Annotated in this window: 16 protein-coding genes; all 16 read right to left on the bottom strand. The window is 72.0% G+C overall.

Annotation, left to right across the window (positions count from 1 at the left end):
* Positions 1–80: 80 nt before the first annotated feature.
* The 16 genes from ABEA10_RS47295 to ABEA10_RS47220 all read right to left on the bottom strand — a co-directional run bounded on the left by ABEA10_RS47295 (position 81) and on the right by ABEA10_RS47220 (position 17,953).
* Entirely contained in the window at positions 81–809 is a 729-nt protein-coding gene (locus tag ABEA10_RS47295) for a polysaccharide deacetylase family protein (protein WP_345475264.1), read from the bottom strand.
* A 64-nt stretch (positions 810–873) separates the two neighbouring features.
* Positions 874–2,205, bottom strand: a complete 1,332-nt coding sequence (locus ABEA10_RS47290) for a polysaccharide deacetylase family protein (RefSeq protein ID WP_345475263.1) — start codon at positions 2,203–2,205, stop codon at positions 874–876.
* 14 nt (positions 2,206–2,219) lie between these two features.
* Positions 2,220–3,749 (bottom strand): polysaccharide deacetylase family protein, encoded by a 1,530-nt coding sequence (locus tag ABEA10_RS47285; RefSeq protein ID WP_345475262.1) that lies wholly within the window; start codon positions 3,747–3,749, stop codon positions 2,220–2,222.
* Positions 3,742–5,058 carry a glycosyltransferase family 2 protein gene (locus ABEA10_RS47280; RefSeq protein WP_345475261.1) on the bottom strand — a complete coding sequence of 439 codons (1,317 nt, stop codon included), beginning with the start codon at positions 5,056–5,058 and terminating at the stop codon, positions 3,742–3,744. The genes ABEA10_RS47285 and ABEA10_RS47280 overlap by 8 nt, the downstream gene beginning before the upstream one ends.
* Positions 5,055–6,350 (bottom strand): nucleotide sugar dehydrogenase, encoded by a 1,296-nt coding sequence (locus tag ABEA10_RS47275; protein WP_345475260.1) that lies wholly within the window; start codon positions 6,348–6,350, stop codon positions 5,055–5,057. Before ABEA10_RS47275 ends, ABEA10_RS47280 begins: the two co-directional genes overlap by 4 nt.
* Positions 6,351–6,941: 591 nt before the next feature.
* Positions 6,942–9,041, bottom strand: a complete 2,100-nt coding sequence (locus tag ABEA10_RS47270) for a serine/threonine-protein kinase (protein ID WP_345475259.1) — start codon at positions 9,039–9,041, stop codon at positions 6,942–6,944.
* Positions 9,041–11,191, bottom strand: a complete 2,151-nt coding sequence (locus tag ABEA10_RS47265) for a protein kinase domain-containing protein (RefSeq protein ID WP_345475258.1) — start codon at positions 11,189–11,191, stop codon at positions 9,041–9,043. Before ABEA10_RS47265 ends, ABEA10_RS47270 begins: the two co-directional genes overlap by 1 nt.
* 397 nt (positions 11,192–11,588) lie before the next feature.
* On the bottom strand, positions 11,589–11,729 hold the full coding sequence (locus ABEA10_RS47260; RefSeq protein WP_345475272.1) for a hypothetical protein: 141 nt from the start codon (positions 11,727–11,729) through the stop codon (positions 11,589–11,591).
* 35 nt (positions 11,730–11,764) lie between these two features.
* Positions 11,765–12,034 (bottom strand): HPr family phosphocarrier protein, encoded by a 270-nt coding sequence (locus tag ABEA10_RS47255; protein WP_345475256.1) that lies wholly within the window; start codon positions 12,032–12,034, stop codon positions 11,765–11,767.
* A 150-nt stretch (positions 12,035–12,184) separates the two neighbouring features.
* Complete coding sequence (locus ABEA10_RS47250) at positions 12,185–12,667, bottom strand: PTS sugar transporter subunit IIB (protein WP_345475255.1); 483 nt, start codon at positions 12,665–12,667, stop codon at positions 12,185–12,187.
* Complete coding sequence (nagA, locus tag ABEA10_RS47245) at positions 12,664–13,890, bottom strand: N-acetylglucosamine-6-phosphate deacetylase (RefSeq protein ID WP_345475254.1); 1,227 nt, start codon at positions 13,888–13,890, stop codon at positions 12,664–12,666. The genes ABEA10_RS47250 and nagA overlap by 4 nt, the downstream gene beginning before the upstream one ends.
* Positions 13,887–15,152 (bottom strand): neutral/alkaline non-lysosomal ceramidase N-terminal domain-containing protein, encoded by a 1,266-nt coding sequence (locus ABEA10_RS47240; protein WP_345475253.1) that lies wholly within the window; start codon positions 15,150–15,152, stop codon positions 13,887–13,889. Before ABEA10_RS47240 ends, nagA begins: the two co-directional genes overlap by 4 nt.
* Entirely contained in the window at positions 15,143–15,874 is a 732-nt protein-coding gene (locus ABEA10_RS47235; protein WP_345475252.1) for a sugar isomerase domain-containing protein, read from the bottom strand. Before ABEA10_RS47235 ends, ABEA10_RS47240 begins: the two co-directional genes overlap by 10 nt.
* Complete coding sequence (locus ABEA10_RS47230; protein ID WP_345475251.1) at positions 15,871–16,713, bottom strand: PTS system mannose/fructose/sorbose family transporter subunit IID; 843 nt, start codon at positions 16,711–16,713, stop codon at positions 15,871–15,873. The genes ABEA10_RS47235 and ABEA10_RS47230 overlap by 4 nt, the downstream gene beginning before the upstream one ends.
* A 17-nt stretch (positions 16,714–16,730) precedes the next feature.
* Positions 16,731–17,474: a PTS mannose/fructose/sorbose/N-acetylgalactosamine transporter subunit IIC gene (locus ABEA10_RS47225; RefSeq protein ID WP_345475250.1), complete on the bottom strand. Its 744-nt coding sequence runs from the start codon at positions 17,472–17,474 to the stop codon at positions 16,731–16,733.
* Between the two features lie 65 nt (positions 17,475–17,539).
* Positions 17,540–17,953: a PTS sugar transporter subunit IIA gene (locus ABEA10_RS47220; protein WP_345475249.1), complete on the bottom strand. Its 414-nt coding sequence runs from the start codon at positions 17,951–17,953 to the stop codon at positions 17,540–17,542.
* Between the last annotated feature and the right edge of the window lie 21 nt (positions 17,954–17,974).

The following is a 17,974-nucleotide window of genomic DNA, read 5'->3' as shown; positions in this document are numbered from 1 at the left end:
GACGCGGGAGGCGCTGGCACCGGCCGGAGCCGGGGCGGCTGGTCGGCTGCATGGCGCTGTGGTCTCACGGTCCCCCCTGGTCAGCCGGTGGCGAGGGCGGTGCAGAACCCACGGGTCCGCAGGCTGCGGATGATCGTGGGTAGTGCCTGGACGGTGGCCGCCGACTGACGCACGCCATCGTGCATCAGCACCACCGAACCCGCGACGGCCTGGTCGATGACGGAGGCCGCGATGTCGCCCGGCGCGCGACCGCGCCAGTCGTTGGTGTCGATCGACCAGCGGATGACGCGCATCCCGAGCGCCTTGGCCGTGGTGTCGACCTGGGCGCTGGTGTTGCCGAACGGCGGCCGGAACAGCCCGGGCGCGGGCGCCCCGGCGGCCGTGACGGCGTGCTGGGTGGCCGCGAGCTGCCAGCGGATCTGCGCCGGATCCAGGTCCGCCATGTGCGGGTGGTCCCAGCTGTGGTTCTCCACGAGCTGCCCGGCCCGTACCTCCGCTCGGATGAGGTCGGGCCGCGCGGTCGCCTTCTTGCCCATGACGAAGAAGGTGGCCCGCACCTTGTAGGCGGTGAGGACTCGGAGGATCTGCGGAGTGTAGATGTCGGGACCGTCGTCGAAGGTGAGCGCGACCCGTCCGCGGGCGCACTTGTTGCCGGTGCTCGCCTGCTGCAGCATCGCGTTGGTCACGATCCGGCGGGCCCGCTCGGCGGGCTTGGCCGGCGGTGTCAGGACGTTCACGGCGAGCGCCGAGGTGAGGGCCAGGAAACCCACCCCCACCCCGAGCTCCACCAGCGCCCGGCGCCGACTCATGGGGCCTCCTTCGCCGGACGCGGTGGCCACCGGCGCGTGTCTTCGATTCCCGCGCTTCGCTCGCTCATGGGTTCGCCGTGTCGGTGACGTTGTAGTCGTCGGTGTAGATCGTCCCCGTGCCGGCGAGGGACAGGCCGACGCTGAGACCCGTGGCGTCCGAGGGCACCGGCGGGCTGGTGTAGGGCGGCGTGCTGGTCCAGGTGGCGGTGGCCGGGACGGCCGGGCCGCTCGTCCAGTACACCCAGGTGCCCGCGGTAGTGCGGTAGTAGAGCGTCAGTTTGACCTCGACATCGGCCGCCCAGGTGCCCTTGTACCAGATCGAGGACGTGTAGGTGTGGCCCGGAGTGGCGATGGGCGCGCACGTGTTGGCGTCCTGCGTGGTGACCAGTTTCCGGTCACCACTGGTCCAGGCGGTCACGTCGAGCTTCTGGGAGTACGAGCCCGTGTGCGCGTCGGTGGACCGGGTCCAGGCGAAGGTGTTCGTGCCGTACCCGCCGTACTGGAAGCAGCGCGGCACGCTGCCCACGGCGCTCTCCAGCGAGGGGTTCTGCACCAGGTTCCCGCTGGTCGGCGGGTTGAGCGGCGGCCCGTTCACGCCGGGCTTCAGCGTGCCGCCGATCACCTGGTCGACGGTCTTGACGACCGTGCCGGCGGCCGCCCGGGGAGCGAGCCAGTCCAGGAAGTCCGACAGTTCGCTCGGCGAGACCGCGTACTGGTTGTCGCACCCGTCGCAGACGTGGTGGATGACGAGCTGCACCCAGCCGCCGCCGTGCTGCTCGGCCTGGGTGACCAGGCCCTTCATCTGGGCGAGGCTCGTGGTGGTCTGGACGGAGTCCGGCGTCTGCGTGTAGTACGCGTCCGCGGGCGGGATCGTCTCGGCGTACGCGCAGCCGTCGCACGAGCCGGGCGAGACGACCCCGCCGACCGTACGTGCGCTGTTGTAACCGCAGTACGCGGCGGCCTGCTCCACCGACGCGTTGGCCGCGCCGAACGGGTAGGCGAAGTTCTTGACCGTGAAGCCCCAGCCCAACAGGGTGACCCGGTCGTTGCAGATCTCCCGCTTGACGTCGTCGGAGGACAGGGTGGTCAGGTCCGGGTGGTCGACCGTGTGACCGCCGATCTCGTCGCCGTCGGCGGCGAGTGTGGAGATGTCGTCCCGCGACATGTAGCCGCTCAGGTTGGTCTGGCCGCTGATGACGTAGAAGGTGGCGTTCATGCCGTGCGACCGCAGCAGCGGCCGGGCATTGGTGAACTGGTCCTTGATGCCGTCGTCGAAGGTGAGCGAGACGGTGGTGTGGGTGGCCGCGTGCGCCGCACGCGGCAGGCAGGGGATCAGGAGGGCGAGCAGGGCGAGGGCGCCCAGCGTCGCGAGTCGGGGGGATGCCGGAGGGGACATGGACGGTCTCCCTGTCAGGTGGTGCCGGTGATCAGATGGGGTGAGCCGTAGACGAGCGTGTGCCGTCCGCCGTCGGCGGCGACGGCGAACTTCACGCCGCCCTCGTGCAGCCGGCGGTCGAAGGCGACCTTGAGATGCCGTGCGCTCCCGACACGGACATCGGCGGTGTCGCGCCGGAGAAGGATGCGGATCCGCCGCACGGCGCCGCCCGGCGCGAGCCGGGTCCGGGCGAGGACGACGCGGGAGGCGTCGCCGATCTGCTCGCGGACGACCAGCGAGCCCTCGCCGAGGACGATCTCCAGCCGGCCCCGGTGGCCGGCGCCCGCGCCGTCGCGGACCGCGATGACGGCGGACGCGTGGCGCGAGATGCCGCGCACCGTGGTGACCAGCGTGTAGTCCACCCACTGGCTGGTGTTCACGCCGCCGAGCAGGCAGGTGCCGTAGGTGTCGCTGGTGACGGCCAGCGACGCCGGCCGGCGCCGGCAGGTCGCCAGGTCGCCCAGCCACGGCAGGCCGGCCAGCGCCTTCGGCGGGGCCACCGGCACGGCGTCGCGGATCATCTCCAACAGGTCGGCCACGGACGTGGTGGCCCGGACGCCGATGCGCTCCAGCGTCCAGCGGGCGGACCGTGCGGAGATGGCGTTCACGTGCTCGGTCGGCACGTTCTCGCCGACGAACGCCGCACCGAAGCCGGCGTCCGCGAGCACATCCGGCATCGCCGCGGCGATGGCCGGGGTGTTGCCGGTGCTGCCGGTATCGCCGAACGGGTAGGAGAACGCGCCGGCCGGCCGGCCGAACACCCGGTGGAAGAACCGCTGGCTCTTCGCCAGGTCGGCGGCGACCCGGGAGCGCCAGGCGGACATCGACTCCTCGTGCCCGTGGACCAGGATCCGGTTGCTCATCGGCGGGGCCAGGTCCCCGGGCACCGGGGTCTGGGAGTGCAGCGCGTCGGAGTGCGAGCCGAACTCCCAGCGGCCGTTCGCCCGCAGCGCCCGCAGCTGCCGGGTGGACAGGTAGTAGGACGGGGTGCCCGCCGCCACGACCTTGGACGTGGTGAGGAACGCCACCGCGTTGAAGTGGTACTTCTTCAGCACCGGGTCGACGGTCGTCCAGTCGGTGAGCGTGCCGTCGTCGAAGGTGAGCAGCAGCGCCCTGGCGGGCAGCCGCACCGGCTGGTGCGAGATCAGTTTCTCCACGTCCGTCAGGCGGACCGTGTGGTAGCCGGCCGCGGCCAGCGCGGCCAGGTGCTCGCCGAACAGGCGCCGCGTCAGCGTGCTGCCGGCGTGGTCGTCGTCGGACACCGCGTGATAGGTCAGCGCGACCACCGTGCCGGGGTAGGCCGGCAGCTCCTCCGCCGCGCGTGTGGTCGCCGCGTCGATGACCGCGGGCACCGGCGGGCGCTGGTGCGGGTCGAACGGGCGGCTGACCGTGATCCACACCAGCACGACCACCGCGAGCGAGGCGACGAACACCGCGCCGGTGGCGGTGCGGGCCAGCCGGACGCCCGCGGACGGCCGGCGGACCAGCGGCCGTGGCTCAGCCATCCCGCACCGCCCCGGTCCGCGCCACCACGCGCGGGTACGCGGGCGGCGCGTCCTCGTCGACGGCCCGGGTGCCCCACTTGCCGTCCCGGATCCGGGCGATCGCCCAGAGCAGCTGCGGCGAGAACGCGATGTAGAAGAAGGTGCCGAGGAAGGCGTAGAGCCACATCCCGTCGTTCCGCAGCGTCCGGTAGACCAGCGCGTACCCCATGGACACCAGGTAGAGGCCGAGGAAGTAGATCAGCGGCGAGTGACCGCCGATCACGGTCCGGGCCAGGGTCAGCCCGATGACGACCGGGCTGAGCAGGCCCGCGCAGGTCTGCACCGCCACCGACGGCAGCGCGCGGGTGCGGCTCCGCCAGACGTGGGAGAGCAGCAGGGGCCCCTCCCGGCTCCACGACTTCTTCCAGCGGAGCTGCTGCCGGAAGAACTTGCGGTAGCGGTCCGGTGCGTCGGTCCACGCCTCGGCCTCGGAGTCGTACCGGGTGATCCAGCCGGCCTTGATGACCCGGTTGGTCAGCGCCCGGTCGTCGCCGTACGTGCACGCCGTGCCGAGGAACCGCTGGTGCTCCCAGCGGTCCAGCAGCGGCGCCACGGCCTCCCGCCGGTAGGCGGCGAAGCAGCCGGAGCAGCACGTCACCGCGCCCAGCACCGACTCGGCGCTCTTGAGCAGCTGGAACGACACGTAGTACCGCGCGGCCTGCATCCGGGTCAGCGTGTTGGTCTCCGCGTTGCGCACGTACGTCAGGCCGGAGATCGCCCCGACCCGGGGGTCGGCGAAGCCCTGGACGAGCTTGCGCACCGCGCCGGGCGCCGGCATCGAGTCCGAGTCGACGAAGACCAGGATCTCCGCGGAGGTGGCGCGGATGCCGGCCGCCATCGCGGCCCGCTTGCCGAGGTTCTCGCCGAGGTCGACGCAGCGGACCGCGCCGCGCGGATGGTCGGCCGCCGCGGCGATCATCCGCTCCCACGTGTCGTCGGTGGAGCCGTCGTTGACGACGACGAGCTCCATGCGGTCCGCCGGATAGTCCAGCGCCATGCACGAGTGGATCGTGCGCGCCACGGCCGCGCCCTCGTTGAACGCCGGGACGACGATCGCCACGCGCGGCGTCAGGCCCGCGTCGCGCGGCGCCCGGTAGAAGGCGGCGAGTACGAACCTGCTCAGCACGTAGCTGCTGACGAGGATCGTGTACAGCGGCGTGACGATGTCGCCGCGCAGGAAGGCGACCTTCACCCCGACGTGCCAGCCGATCAGCACGCAGATCAGCAGCGTCCCGGCCAGTGCGGCCAGGGACGCGAGCCGGGCCGTCACAGCACCACCCGGCGGATCTGCCCGGGCAGCCGGTAGGTGGTGTCCAGGACGAGCCGGTCCTCCGGGAGCCAGCCCAGGTCCATGGCGCGGTGGCGCGTGTGCACGATCACCAGATCCGTGGTCACGGCCACCGGATCGGCACTGCGGAGCACCTGGTCACCGACCCGTAACTCCGGGACGTGCGGGTCGTGGTAGTCGACCGTGGCGCCGCTCGCCAGCAGGCTGGTCATGATCTCCAGAGCGGGCGACTCGCGCACGTCCTCCACGTCCGGCTTGTACGCGACGCCCAGCACGAGCACGCGCGCCCCGGCCAGGCCCAGGCCGGCGTCCGACAGCACCTCGCGGACCCGATCCACGACCCGGCGCGGGCGGCCCGCGATCGCGGCCATCGCCTCGGTGACCACCGGGGTCTGCAGCCGCTTCTCGCGCAGCTGCCAGAGCAGGTAGTGCGGGTCACACGGGATGCAGTGCCCGCCGGCCCCCGGGCCGGGAAAGAACGGCATGAACCCGTACGGCTTGGTCGCGGCGGCCTTGATCACCTCCATGATGTCCAGGCCCAGCGTCCGGCCCACCTCGGCCATCTCGTTGGCCAGGGCGATGTTCACCGCCCGGAAGGTGTTCTCGAAGAGCTTGGTCAGCTCCGCCGCGCCCGTGGAGGACACCTCGTGCACGTTGCGCGTGCAGTGCGCCAGGACCTTCGCCGCCGCGGCCGTGCACTGCGGAGTGGCCCCGCCGACGACCCGCGGTACGACCTCGTGGGTGTACCGGTCGTTCCCCGGGTCGATGCGCTCGGGGCTGAACGCCACGAACACGTCCTGCCCGGCACGCAGCCCGCGGGCGGCCAGCGGCGCGGCGAGCAGGTCCTCGGTGCAGCCGACGTAGCTGGTCGACGTCAGGATGATCACTTGGCCGGGCACCGCCTGGCGCACCGCGGCCTCACAGGCGACCGCCACCGCCCGCAGGTCGGGCACCAGCTGCGCGGTGACCGGGGTGGGCACACAGATGATCACAGCGCGCGCCCACGAGGCGTAGGACGGGTCCGCCACCAGCGCGAAGCCGTCGTCGCACAGGGCGGCCTCCAGCCGGGCGCGGTCGGACTCCAGGAGGTCGACCGCGCCGTCCCGCACCTTCGCGAGCCGCTCGGCGCTCGTGTCGATGGCCAGCACCCGGCCCCCCGCCGCGTGGAACGCCAGCGCGGTCGGCAGACCCACGTACCCGAGCCCCACGATCGCCACGTCGTACGTCCCGCAGACCGGCGCGGGCCACGTCGTCTCGGGCCGTGCCGCGGTCACGCGTTCACCCGGCCGGCGTTTTCGGCGAAGACATACTCGATGCGCTTGACCGGCATTGATGTTCTCCCCGCTATTCGAGAGGTTCCCCCGCGCCCATCACCACCGGACCGGTGCGCGGCGCATTAGGAATGGTGCGTGGGCCGCCGGTACGCGGAATCCGTCACGCGACGCAGCCCACTACGTCCGATTCAGGATTCCTGTGGCGGTTGCTGGTGTTAAGTCACCTGACAAGTGCGGTCGTAGTCACCAAGTTTCGCGTTTTTGCGGTAAACGAAAATTCACTTATGTCGGCCTTGGTGTGGCGTCCGAAACGCGGTGAGCTGGGGAATCCTGTGCGGATTTGCCTGGGGGTTGGCTGAACGCCGACGGCCCCGCCGCCCCGGACCTGTCGCTCGTCACCGCCGGTGCCGATGCGGTCGCCGTGTGGAGGCTGACCGTCTGCGGCCAATGGCCTGATCGTGACAGCGGCCCTCTTGAGAAAATGACGATGGGCCGAAATCGAAAATCGGATCAAGGTCGGTGGAAATCGCTTACCGATCTTCGGTGGCGACTATATACCGGATGAAATCGCTATCGCGACGGAGATTTTCTTCAGGCGCGCCCGAAGCGGAAGGCCATCAGAGTGGTGTTCTGGACGGCCGTCAGGACGGGCCCGGTGGCGGTCAGAATCCAGTGGTCGGCGATGTCCGAAGACGCCACGGGGTGGTTCCACACCAGCTCGCCGGTGGCCGCGTTCCAGCCGTACAGGCCCGCCCCAGTGGTGGCGGCCACTCCGGTGCAGATCAGCCCGCTGGCGGCGATCAGGGGAGCGGTGTCGTCCGCCGGGGTGCCGGCCGACCAGAGGCGGCGTCCGGTGCGGGCGTCGAGCGCGATCAGGTTCCGGTTGTCGAGGACGTAGGCCTGCCCGCCGTTCACCAGGGAGGTGCGCTCCTGGTCGCCCGGCACGACCGGCCAGTACGCCCACTTCTGCCGTCCGGTGGCCAGATCCAGGGCGTGGAGCACGGTGCCGCGTACGTAGACCGTCCCGTTCGCCACCGTGAGATCCCCGATCTCACCGATGTCGGCGGTCCAGACCGTCCGGCCGGTGGCGGCCGACAGTGCCTCGATCGTGTTTCCGGTGGGGTTGCCGAAGACCAGGTCTCCCGTGCTCAGGAAGACCATGCTCATTCTGGGGTACGGGCGGTTCCAGCGGACCGCGCCGGTCCCGCCGTCGAGTGCGAAGAGGCGCATCTCGGCGTCGGTGTCCCCGCCGGACATCGCGATGAGGCCGCCACCATGGAAGCCCCTGATCAGGGTCGTCGCCGGAGCGTCGTGGGTCCACCGTCGCCTGCCGGTACGGGCGTCGACGCCGATGACCGTCCCGTGCTCGTCGACCAGGGTGAGCAACCCGTCGGCCGGGCCGGCCAGGTCCTGCGCGGTGAAGCCGGGCGGCCGGGGAAGGCTCCAGCGCCACGCGCGTGAGTAGGGATCCATCGCGACGATGTCGCCGTCCTTGGCGGACGGCGTGTAGATGAGCGTGTCGTCGGTGGCGAAGTCGTGCATCGAGGCCGACCACAGGCTCCGTCCGGTGGCCGCGTCGTAGGCCGACGACCTCCTGGTGGACGCGAGGACGACGACCGCACGGGCGAAGATCTGGGGTGTCAGGGCGTCGTTGCCGACCGGCAGTGTGGCTCGCCACAGGAACCTGGGCGCGGACGGCGCGTGCCCGCCCCGGGACGTCGCCGCCAGCGCCGCCGCGGTGCCGCCGCCGGCCGCCGCGAGACCGGCCGCCGCGGCTCCGCCCAGCAGCAGCCGGCGTCGTGTCCACGCGCGGGCGACGGCCCGCAGGTCCAGCACGAGAGTGTGCTCGCGCTGCTCGAGTTCACGATCGATGCCGTCGGGCAGCCAGCCGTCCGCCACCGGCCGGGCGGCCAGGAGCCGGGTCAGCAGCCCGGTGAGCGGGCGACGGCCGGGGTCCGCGCCCAGGCAGGCGGCGACCATCGCCACCAGCGACTGAGGTACGCCGTCCAGGTCGGGCGGCTCGTGCAGGGTCCGGTGGATGACGGTGTGCACGGGCCCGGTGCCGTACGGCGGGCGGCCGGTGGCGGCGAAGGCCAGCACCGCGCCGAACGCGAACACGTCGCCCGCCGGGGTCAGGTCCTCGCCGCGGATCTGTTCGGGCGACATGTAGCCGGGCGAGCCGATGACCTGGCCCTCGGAGGTGAGCCGCGTGCCGTCGGCGGCCCTACTGATGCCGAAGTCGATGACCCGCGGACCGTCCTTGGCCAGCAGGATGTTGGCCGGCTTGAGGTCGCGGTGCAGCAGCCCCGCCCGGTGAATGGCGATCAGCGCCTCGCCGAGCCCGGCGCCGAGCGTCCGCAGCACCGGCTCGGGCATCGGGCCGTACCGCTCGACGGCGTCCTTCAGGCTGAGCCCGTTCACGTACGCGGTCGCCAGCCAGGGCACGGATCCGTCCGGGTCGGCGTCCACGACCGGGCTGGTGAAGGCACCGCTGACCTTCCGCGCCGCCTCGACCTCGGCGCGGAACCGCGCGCGGAACATCGGGTCGCCCGCCAGCTCCGGCCGTACGACCTTGACGGCCACGGCCCGGCCCGCGGGCGAGGCACCCAGGTAGACGCGGCCCATCCCGCCCTCGCCCAGCCGCCGCAGCAGCCGGTACGGGCCGATGCGTTCGGGATCGCCGGCCGCCATCAGGAGCCTGCCCGGAAGCAGTACAACCGTTTGTTGTCGGTCGCGTAGACCGTCGACCCGGACACGGCCAGGCCCCATTCGCCGCTGTCGTAGGCCGGTCCCCAGTGCGTCCACGCCGGTCCGTCGCCGGTGCCGGCGGCGAAGAAGCCCGCGTGTTCGGTGACGTGGGTCGCGTTCGAGCTGCCGGTGAACGTCGCGGCGAGAAGGCGGGAGGAGCCACCGTAGGACGAGCCGGTCAGGTAGTCGAGCTCGACCGGGCTGGAGGTCTGCTGCCAGCGGAGGGCCCCGGAGGCCTGGTCGTAGGCGTAGAACCCCTTCTGCCCGACCATCACCATGGCCGGCCCCAGGGGCAGCACGGGGCGTTGGGCGTCGTCGGCGGGCTTCTTCCACGCCAGGGCGCCGTCGCGGGTCCCGACCGCCTGGAAGCTGGCGTCGCCGGTGGCGCCGAAGAACAGCAGGCCGTTGCCGAGCTTGAGGGGGTACGCCTTGGACCTGTTCAGATCGCCCGTGAACCAGGTGTGGGTCCACCGCCGTGCCCCGGTGGCGGCGTCGAGGCCGAAGATCTTCGAGGAGGTCATGACGTACAGCGAGGCGCCGTCGGCGACGCCGGAGACCGAGTCGGAGTCGGAGGGGAAGCGCCACCGGACCCGCCCGCTGCCGATGTCCACGGCGAGCACGGTCGTCTGCTCGCCGGTGTGGCGCACGCTCGCGCCCACGAACACCGTGTCGCCGATCGTCCCGTACGCGTCGATGAGCTCGGTGACGTCGCCGGGCAGTTCGATCGACCGGACCGCCCCGGTCGGCGCGTCGATGATGGAGATGGTGTGCGCCTCGGCGGTGTCCGCGGGGCCGAGACCGAAGATCGTGTTCCCGAAGACCTGATAGCCGGGGGTGAAGGTGCCTCCGGTCGGGCGGTCGAGGGTCCACAGCCGACGCCCCGAGGCGGCCTCGACCCCGCAGAACCCCTGGTGCCCGCGCCACACCAGGATGCCGCCCGCCGACGAGACGCTCAGCCCCAGCCCGTCGGCGAGATCCCCGGGCCAGGCGAGGATCCAGCTGGGTGTGGGTGCGGCCACGAGGCCGGTCGCGCGGGGCGCCGGCCTGACGGGTTTCGCGCTCCGGCGAGTCAGCGCCCACGCCGTGGCGCCGCCGCCGGCGCCCACGACCGCGACGGTCGCGACGGCGGCCAGGCCCAGGACGCGCCGTCGGCTCGGTCCGCCCGCGGCCGTCTCGTCCGGTCGCGGCAGCGGCGGAGGCGGGGCGACCGGCCCGCTCGACACCGCGGCGGCCTCCGCCTCCCGGGCCGCCACCTCCCGGCGGAGCGCGAGGGAGATGAGCGCCGCCGGGTCGGAGGGGGCGAACGCCTCCAGCACGGCCGGCAGCTCCGGGCGGCCGGCCGGCTCCTTGTCCAGGCAGGCGGCCAGCAGCTCGCGCAGCGACGCGGGCACCCCGTCCAGCCGAGGCTCCCCGTACATCACCTGGTAGAGCAGGGAGGCCGAGTCCGCGGCGCCGAAGGGGCCGACCCCGGTGGCCGCGTAGACCAGCACGCCCGCCAGGGAGAACACGTCGGACGCCGGCCCGATGCCCCCGCTGTCGGTGATCTGCTCGGGCGACATGAACGCCGGTGTCCCGACCAGGCTTCCGGTGCCGGTGAGCCGCGACGCGTCGACGTCCTTGCTGATGCCGAAGTCGATGACCTTGGGGCCGTCGTCGGCCAGTAGGATGTTGCGCGGCTTGAGATCGCGGTGGATCAGGCCCGCCGCGTGGACGGCCTGCAACGCCTCGGCCAGCCCGGCGCCCAGCGAGCGCAGCCCGGCCTCCGGTATCGGGCCGATGGCGGTGACGGCCTCGGCCAGCGTCGGGGCGGCCACGTAGCGGACGGCGAGCCAGGGCAGCGGTGCGTCGGCGTCGCCGTCCAGCACGGGCGCGGTGTAGAGGCCGCTGACCCTGCGGGCGGCGGCGATCTCCCGCCGGAACCGCGCACGGAACCCCTCGTCCGCGGCGAACTCCGGCCGTACGACCTTGAGGGCGGCGAGCCGGGCACCCGGAGACCGGGCGAGGAAGACCGTTCCCATGCCGCCGGCACCCAGGCGGGCGAGCAACCGGTATTCGCCGATCCAGCCGGGGTCGCCGGCCTGAAGCGGATGCACTCACGTCCTCCAGCGCGGATCAGGCTCGGAAACCCAGCCTAACAAGCAAACAGATATCACTGTTCATAAGAGGCGGCGCTGCCGGTCGGAAGCGAATCCCGATGAGAAGCGGCCTCCCGCCGTGATAGTCCTCGGACGCATTGTGACCTTTCACTGCGATTGGCCCGAGGCTGGCCACTGACCTGGGGTTTCAAGCGCGGATTTCAGCCAGTTTGACCCCAGTTTTTCACCAGACCTGGCCTGTCTGAACTACTTGAAGCAGCGCGTGCTCGAGGCGGCTCTGGCCGGGACCGGGCTTGGGCGGCGTAGGCTTGAAGGAGTGCACCGGCGCCGGCGGCGCGGGCTGACCCGCCGTGACCCGGCGGTGGTGCCAAGGGTTCTACAATCCCCGCCGCCGTCACTCGACGCTGGGCAGGTCGTGCAGCCGCTCCAGAGTGGCGCGGAAACCGGCCTCGTTCGCGCGGACGTTCTCGAGGATCTTCTCCTTCTCGAACACCTCCAGGTTGGCCAGCGCGACCGTGACACTGACCCGCCCCACCGGCCCAGCCGCCTCCGATCACTGCCCCTCGACCATCAGCCGAGCTCGTCGGCTGTTTCGAGCAGCGCGGCGAGCCGGTCCAGGACGTCTTCGGCCGTCGGGCCCTGTGCGGCGACCACCACCTGGTCACCCCGCTGGACGCTGAGGGAAAGGACGGCCAGGAGGCTGCGCGCGTCGACGGGGGCGCCACCGGCCCGGGCGAGGGTGACCGGGATGCCCGCGGCCGCGACCGCTTTGACGAGGGCCGCGGCCGGGCGGGCGTGCAGCCCGACCGGGGAAGCGACGGTCACCTGACGTTCAGCCATCGGGTACTCCTTCTTGCTCTGTGCTTGCCGGTCATCCGCGAGGCGGGCGAGTGCGGCGACGATGCCTGTCCGCTGGCCCGGCGCCGCGCGTACCGTCTCCCGCAGTGGCACGGGCCGGGTCGCTGGGCGCCAGTCGTTGTTCGGCCGGGGTCAACCGCGCAGCACGATCGGGGTTAGGTCGGTGCGTGCCTGGTCGGGCAGCCATTGGGCGGACAGATGCACGCCGGACTGCGCCAGCTCGCGCCACACCGCCAGCTCCTCGGGGCTGGCGTACACCTCCTTGGTGAGCTTGCTGCGGCCGGGACCGGAGTGCACGTTGCCCACGTTGACCCGGTCGAACGGCACGCCGGCCTCGCGCAGTCGCGACAGCTCGGCCGGGCCGCGTACCAGTACCAGGACCCGGTCCTTGTCGAGCGTTCCACCGGTCAGCGCGTTGGCGGCCTGCTCGATCGTGAAGATGGAGACCTGGACGCCGGTCGGCGCCGCCATCCGCATCAGCGTGGTCTGCAGCGGATCGGCGCCCACCTTGTCGTCGGCCACCACGATGTGGTCGACGCCCAGCGACCGGGTCCAGCCGACCAGCACCTGGCCGTGGATGAGCCGGTCGTCCACCCGGATTAGTTGCAGAGTCACGTCGTTTCCTCCTGTGCGCTGTAGAGCACGTCGCCGCGGGCGATGGTGCACCGGACATGTAGGTCGCCGCCCAGTACGACGACGTCGGCGTACGTCCCGGGGGACAGGACGCCGCGGTCGGTCAGGCCGAGCGAGCGGGCCGGGGTCTCGGCCGCCATCCGGAGCGCGTCGGCCAGGTCGACCTCGGCCGTCTCCACCATCAGGCGGACCATGCCGGAGAGCCGCGTCACGCTGCCGGCGAACCCGCCGGACAGGGTCCGCGCCTGCCCGTCGCGGACCAGCACCTCGGTTCCCTCATACCGGCGATGCCGGCCGTCGGGCAGGCCCGCCACGTCGGTACCGTCGCTCACCAGCATGATCCGACCGGGTCCGGCGACGTCCACGGCGAACCGCAGCATCCGGGGCGCGACGTGCAGGCCGTCGGCGACCAGTTCGCAGCGGACCCGTTCATCGGTCAGCAACACTGGAACGGGGCCTGGGTCACGGTGGTGGATCGGCGGCAGTCCGTTGAACAGATGGGTGGCTCGGCGCACGCCGGTATCGATGGCGCTGGTCGTCTGGGCGTCGTCGGCGCCTGAGTGGCCGAGCGCGACGACCACCCCGGCGTCCGCCAGCCGGCGCACCGCATCGGATCCGCCAGGCAGTTCGGGGGCGAGCGTCACCACCCGCAGCGCGCCGCCGGCGAGGTCGAGCAGGTGGTCGAGTTCGGCGGCGGCCGGGGCGCGCAGGTTCTCCTGGCGGTGTACGCCGCGAAACGACGGGTTGAGGAACGGGCCCTCCAGATGGATGCCGAGCAGCGTGATGCCCGGGGCATCATGGCCGATGTCACCGGACGGCCCGGTGAGCGCGGCGAGTCCGGCGATGGCGTCCGCCGTCCGTGCCACGTCCACGCTCGCGGTCCCGGCGAGGCAGGAGGTCACGCCGCCGGCCGCGAGGTAGGCCGAGATGCGACCCAGCAGCGCCGGATCGGCGGACATGAAGTTCGCGCCCTGCCCGCCGTGGACGTGGGTGTCGATGAATCCGGGAGCGATGACGCAGCCGGTGACGTCGAGGATCTCGGCGCCGTCGAGGGCACTACCGGCCGGCAGCACCGCCTCGATCCGCTCGCCGCGCAGCACCAGTTCGCCCCGGCGCAGCCTGCCGTCGGGCCACAGCAGCCGGCCGCCGGTCAGTGCCCGCCGTCCCGATCCCGTGCCGGTGCCGACCGGCCGCCCGTCGTTCATCGCTCCTCCATGGAATGGAACCCATCGATCAGGGCCGCGGCGGCCAGCTCGGCCGCGCCGGGCGCGGTGAGCGCCGCCTCTGCCTCGTATCCGGTGGTCATGTCGGCCGTGGTCAGGTAGCCGATGTAGTCGCCGGCGTAGCCGACCGGCAGGGTGACCGGGTACCGGCCGGCGGCGCGTACCGCACGACCGACCGCGGTGACCGGTTCGCCGGGCAGGGCGGCCAGCGCGAGGTCGCCGAGGACGATCGTGTGCGCCTCGGCGAGCACCGGCTCCGCCGGCTCACCGGAGGACGGCCTGGACAGGCGCCGCCGCAGTCCCTGGATCTCGGTCTCCAGCGCCCGGCGGCGTGGGCCGTCTGGCACGTCCGCCAGCGCCGAGGTCGCGGCCGCCAGCCGGCTGCGCGTCGTCTCCGGATCGTCTGCGGCCGGCGGCAACGCGACCAGATCGCGGCGTACGCGCGGCGGTGCGAGCCGTATCGGACGCCAGGGGCCGGTCCATGCCCGGGTGACCCGGCCGGCCAGCCGGGCCAGTTCCCGCGGGGTCTGCTCGCGGCGGGTGAAGCGGGTACTGACGTCGCCCGCGGTGCCGTTGACGTACAGCACCGGCAGGTCGTCGCCCTGGCGTAGTGCGGCCCGGACGTCGCCGGGCAGGTCGGGGGAGAGGAGCGTGTTGCCGGCACCGAGGACGGTGGGGTGGCAGGCGAAGTGCCACAGGTATCCGATGGTGGTCTCGTGGGGGCCGGCGACGCGCAGGACGGTGGCGGTCGCGTCGACCGGCCGGAGCGGGTCGTTGCGGTCGGCGGCGACGCCCTCGACCCGGCCCGAGCGTACGCTCACCTTGGCGGGCCCGAGCGCTGCGAACGCGGCGTGGGCGGCCCTGCGGGTGGCGTCGAGGTAGCCGCGGACCACCACCGGATCGGTCGCTTCCGCCTGCTCGGCGCCGCCGGCCCGCAGCCCGGCCGGCCCCGAGTGCGTGTGGGAGGCCGCGACGAGCACGTGGTCGGCGTCGACGCCGTACGTGGCGGCGGACTGCCGTACCTGGTGGACGAAACCCCGGTCGACCGCGATCGCGTCCAGCGTGATGAGCAGGACCACCCGATCGCCGCACGCAACCGCCATCACGTTGACCTCCAACGGCCGCAGGACCCCGGAGCTGGGAGCCTGACGAGCCCCGTACCCGGCCATGGGCACCCGGGTGGGCAGCGCGACCGTCGCGCTGCCCGACCCGATTCGTACCGGCGGCTGTGCCGTCACATCCACCGCAGCTCCGGCAACCGGTCGAGGTAGCGGGCGGCGACCGCGGTGTTGTGCTCCTCGCCGCCGGGCAGGTTGCGGCTGCGCCGGATCGGTGGCTCGTGCCCGTGGTCGACCAGCCACCGTGACGCCTCGACCAGGGTCGCGTGGACCAGCGCCGAGGCGGCGACGGTGGAGGCCGGGCCGACCGGCGGAGTGTCCGGCGGGTGGAACAGGGCGTCGCCCGCCGGTACCCCGGTGTCCAGGAAGACGTCGACGACTTCCATGAGGCGTTCGCCACTGCTGTGCCGGCTGGTTCCGGCCTTCGAGTGCGCCGCCGACCCGACTCCGATGACGGTGGCGCCCCGGGCGGCGCCGCCGCGTGCCACCTCGATCGGCAGCGGGTTGAGGCCGGAGTTGGAGATGACGATGAGCACCTCGCCGGCCCGGATGTCCGAACGCTTCAGCACGATCTCGCCGATGCCTTCGACGCGTTCCACCCGGCCGACCCATTCGTCCGGGCAGATCGCTTCGGCGTTGGTCATCGTCGCCGCGCGGACCGCCGCGTCGATGGCGACCAGCCGGGAGTGCCCGGAGCCGAACAGGTGGATGATGCCGTCGGCCGCCACGCACTCACCGATCGCCTGCGCGGCGGCGCCGATCTGCTCGGCGCACTCGGTCCGGCGAGAGGAGATGATGCCGGCCAGCTCGGTGAGGTAGTCCGCGGCGTGTGGCGCGTCGCTCGTCACCCCAGCACCCCGAAGTAGCCGCCGACCAGACCGACCACGGTGACGCCGAGCAGGACGACGACCGCGGACACGCGCCGGCGGACCAGCCAGAACACGATCAGGGTCGCGGCCAGCGGCAGCATGGCGGGCAGCACCTGGTCCAGCGACTGCTGGACTTTGAGTGTCTCGTGTCCCTTGTGGTACGCGAGCGGCGTGCTGACCGTCAGGAGCGTGGCGACCAGGGCTCCGGTCACCGCGAGGCCGACCATGGTGGCGCCGGCCTTGACCCGGTCGATCGCCTCCGGGTCCAGCCGTTCGAAGAACCGGGTGCCCTGCCGGTAGCCCAGGGAGGTTCCGTAGACGCGGGCGGCGGCCTGCAGGGCGAGCAGCGCGACGAAGAAGATGATCGGCCCGGCGATGTTGCCGCTCACCGCCAGTGTTGCGCAGACGCCGCCCAGGATCGGACGGATCGTTCCGAACAGGAGGGAGTCGCCGATGCCGGCCAGCGGCGCCATCATTCCGACCTTGACGGAGTTGATCGCCTCGTCGTCGAGGCCCTCCGCACCCTCGGCGCGGCGGCGCTCCATGCCGACGACGACACCGAGGATCGGGCCGACGATCCAGGGGTGAGTGTTGAAATAGACGAGGTGCCGCTTGTACGCGGCGGCTCGCTCATCCCGGTCGCGGTGGATGCGATCGAGGAACGGGCGCAGCGTCCACCACAGGCCCAGGTTCTGGAACCGTTCGTAGTTGAACGCGCCCTGCAGCAGCACGGAGCGGAGAGCCAGTCGGCGGATGTCCCGCCGGGCGTCCGGCTCGGGGACCTGCTCAGTCTCCCGATCAGGCACGCTGGTAGTCATCTCGTTGCCTTTCTCGGTTAGGGGATCTGCGCGGCGGACCGGGTGCGGGGCAGGAGCACCAGCACCAGGGCGGTGGCGAGCAGGCCGATGCCGATGACGGTGAAATCGGTGTACGCGGCGAGGAGAAAGCCGACCACGAAGATCGGGAACAGCTTCTTGGTGTAGAGCGCCGACAGGAGGATGCCGAAGCCGACCGCGGGCAGGATCGCGGCGGCGGCGCTCAGACCGTTGCCGACGTCGCCGTCCAGCGCGTGGCTGATCGAGTTGACGGCGCCGGATCCGAAGTACAGCGCGAGGAACGTCGGGACGGCGTAGGCGAGGAAGTGGATCGCGTTGGCGATCCAGATGATCCCCATGATGCGGGATGCGGACGCCGTCTCGGCCGCCTCGTCGGCCGGGTGGACCAGGAACGAGCAGGCGGTCTTGGCGAACAGCTCGAACAGGGTCCCCACCACCGCGGCGGGGATCGCTGCCAGCAGGGCGGCCTGGACACCTTGGTGGCTCTCCACCGCGAAGGCGGTACCCACGGCGGTGGCGATCGCGACGTTGGGCGGCGCGGTGCCGCCGAATGGCGCGGCGCCGATGAAGATCAGTTCCAAGGTGCCGCCGATGATGATGCCGCTGTGCAGATCACCGAGGATCAGGCCGAAGACCGGACCGAGAATGATGGGTCGCTCCAGCTGCGGATCACCGCCGATACGCCTGGCCAAATAGGCGAGACCGACGATGACCGCCCCCAAGAGGGCCTGGAACAAGCTCATGAGTCCCCCTTCGTCGGAGGTGTGATCACGGGCGCTGTGTTCATTGATTCACTCGCTTCGCTCGCTCATGGCAGGACTCCCTGCTCGCGGAGGGTCCGGCCGAGGTCCTGGACACCGTCACTGCCGGCCCGTACGGCGAGGGTGGCGAGTTCCGTGGCGGGTTGCGCCTGGTCGGAGAGGAGGACCTCGACCAGCATCGAGAGGTTGACGCCGGTGACGGTCTCCGCCCGTCCGGCCGCGGTAAGGGTCGCCGCGATCCGGGCGGGCGTGCCGCCGACCAGGTCGGTGAGGATCAGCGGAACAGGCCCGTCGGCCTCCGGCCTCAGCGCCGCTTCCACGGCCTCGGTCAGATCGTCGGGACCCATGCCAGGGGTGAACCGGACTGGTGTCACGCGTCCGGCGTCGCCCACGATCATCCGCGCGGTGTCGACGAGTGCCGGGGCGAGATCACCGTGACACACGACCAGTATCAACGTCATGTCGTGACCCCAGAGTCGATC

The organism is Actinoallomurus oryzae (genome assembly GCF_039541955.1).
In the GTDB taxonomy this organism is placed as follows: Bacteria; Actinomycetota; Actinomycetes; order Streptosporangiales; family Streptosporangiaceae; genus Actinoallomurus; species Actinoallomurus oryzae.
Note: the sequence above shows the minus strand (reverse complement) of the source record. Positions and strands in the feature narration are given on the sequence as shown.